Origin of the sequence: Pseudoalteromonas sp. 120-MNA-CIBAN-0494 (assembly GCF_040308885.1) — a bacterium.
In the GTDB taxonomy this organism is placed as follows: domain Bacteria; phylum Pseudomonadota; class Gammaproteobacteria; order Enterobacterales; family Alteromonadaceae; genus Pseudoalteromonas; species Pseudoalteromonas nigrifaciens.
The window spans coordinates 1-2,394 of record NZ_JBEOOE010000071.1; the positions used below are offsets into that span (position 1 = coordinate 1).

Below are 2,394 nucleotides of genomic sequence, written 5' to 3' on the forward strand. Positions count from 1 at the left end.
AACGTCTTAGTATTTATACGTTACGTTGCTTGTATCGTATAAATACCTTGTTGAACGAAGCATGCTCCTCATCCAACATTTTTATTGGTATGCTTAATGCTATAGGAATTCTCTTTTTTAGGGAAGTTGTTGATTGCAGATTTATTCGACACCCTTTTACTACTAGACGGGTTAGTTACTGTTTATTAATTACATTTCTACGCTTTTTTATATCGTTTCTGCCTGCTTATTGTCTACTGTCATCCTTTTTATTTATTTTGGGCAGCACCACATCTAAGCTGATTCTGTGTTACACCAACTTAGTTAACGAGTTGCTTTTAACGGTTCGACTTACTATTCATCCACTATCCATTATTACGCCTCCCGTCGCTAGGCCGTCGATTTTTGCATCCTTTATACAGAGGCTTTTCATTATCAACTGCCCTTGCTTACATGATGGGCACGGCCAATTAACTCTCATCGCACCTGCTGTATCTGACTTTCCCTTATTTTCAGTCTCATGCTTGTCTGTTTGTGCGCTGATAATACCCCGTTTTTTTGCTCTACACGCACTGGCTAAAAACCCGTAGTGCCGTATTCGCATAAACCCACTTGGGAGCACATGCAGTAAATAGCGCCTAATAAATTCTATGCCTGTTAATGTCATTCGCTTTATTTTGCTGTCTCGGTAGTCTTTATAACTAAACGTGACATCATCTTTTGTTACTTGCTTAAGCCGTCCTTCATGCAACATGCCTTTACGTGTGTAGCGTCCAAGGTATTTCAACACTGTTTTCGCTTCGGTCAAATTCACTTTGCTGTGTACACACCATGATTTTGTCATTAACAATTCGTTTTGAGGTATCGTTAGTTTATGCGCCCTAATGGCTGCTAGCATTTTTGCTCTAAACACGACTGCTAAGGCTTTTACTGCAAATAAATACGACTTTTTAACACCCCGCCATTCACCTGACGACGTTAATACGCCACCTGGAATCAAACAGTGTAAATGAATATGTTGAGCAAGGCTTTGCCCCCATGTATGTAAGACCGCAGTCATTCCTAACGTGCCTTGTAGCTGTTTTTTACGCTGCGCAAACTGACTAAGGGTTTGCCATACAGCATGAAATAAACAGCTGTAAATCTCACGCGGATATTGCCTTGCTAATCCATTTAGTTCATGAGGGAGTGTAAATACCAGATGAAAATAAGGCGCATTGATGACATCCTTACTTTGTTGTTCACTCCATTGATCGCTAACATGTCCTTGGCACTGCGGACAGTGTCTATCTCTGCATGCGCAGTACACCGTTTTATTATGATCGCAACGATCACACTGCCATTGCTGAGCGCCTAACTTTACGGTTCGACAGTCCTGTATATGCTGACACACTCGCTGTTGTTGATAGGTTAATGCATGGATTTTTTTATAGTTACTGAGGTGTTGCGCTAAGACATCTGCGACATGATGCATCGTTGCCATTTTAATTTCCCTCCCACGCAGCCATTAAATCATGGCTACTATGTGCCATCTCTGGCAACCAATGCAAATAACGCTCTGTCGTACGAATACTCGTATGTCCGAGCTGTTTTTGTAACTGATGAAGCGGCATACCAGCTTCAATTTGATGTGTGGCATAAGCATGGCGCAAGCTATGCGCGGATACATTTTTTGTAATTTCAGCCCTCGTTACCGCACGTTTTAATCCACGACTAAACGTTTTTGCATCAATCGCTTTTTCTTTATCCCAGTTGGTACAAAACAGTATACTGCCAAGGGAAAAGCCTGCTATGTAAGCGTTTAACCGCCTTGCTGCACTTTTAGGTAATATGACACGACGGTCTTTATTGCCTTTTCCTGCTCTAACCCATAGGCAGTCTTGGCTAAATTCAATATCAACAACCCGTAAATTCAGTAATTCACTTATTCTGAGTCCGCACCCATAGCAAATACAAAGCATGACTTTTTGTTGTGCAGATGCCATATTTAAGAACAGGCGATGAACCTCATCTCGTGTTAATAATATCGGTATTTTGTGTGCCTTTTTAGGCAATACAATATCAATGCTGAATGAGCGCTGTAGTACATATTTATATAGAAAATTAACGGCATTGAGTTTTAATGCAATCGTTGCACGCGACAAGTGCTGTGTTAGGTTTACATACCTAAAATACGCCTCAAGCTCTTCCTTATTAATTAAGTCAGGCGATTTATCGTAGTAATGTGCTAACTGAGCAAGTGCATTTATATAAGATTCTTCGGTACGTGGTGAGTAGCCTCTTAAACGGATCTCGTCTATGACGCGTTGTCTTAATGGGGTCATTGGTTTTCTCCGGTGAATAGGGGGAAGTCCCAATGACAAGTGTGGCAATTATGCTAGAAGTTGCTAGCTCCGCGTAGCGGCTTTGTTCAAC

2 protein-coding genes are annotated in these 2,394 nt (G+C 41.3%); both read right to left on the reverse strand.

All coding sequences use genetic code 11. The features are described from left to right. Nucleotides 1–337 precede the first annotated feature (337 nt). The gene (locus AAEY55_RS17975) at nt 338–1,462 is read right to left on the reverse strand and encodes an IS91 family transposase (protein ID WP_350552567.1); all 1,125 of its coding nucleotides are present in this window, start codon (nt 1,460–1,462) and stop codon (nt 338–340) included. A 1-nt stretch (nt 1,463) separates the two neighbouring features. Further along, nucleotides 1,464–2,303 (reverse strand): tyrosine-type recombinase/integrase, encoded by an 840-nt coding sequence (locus AAEY55_RS17980; protein WP_350552570.1) that lies wholly within the window; start codon nt 2,301–2,303, stop codon nt 1,464–1,466. Nucleotides 2,304–2,394 lie beyond the last annotated feature (91 nt).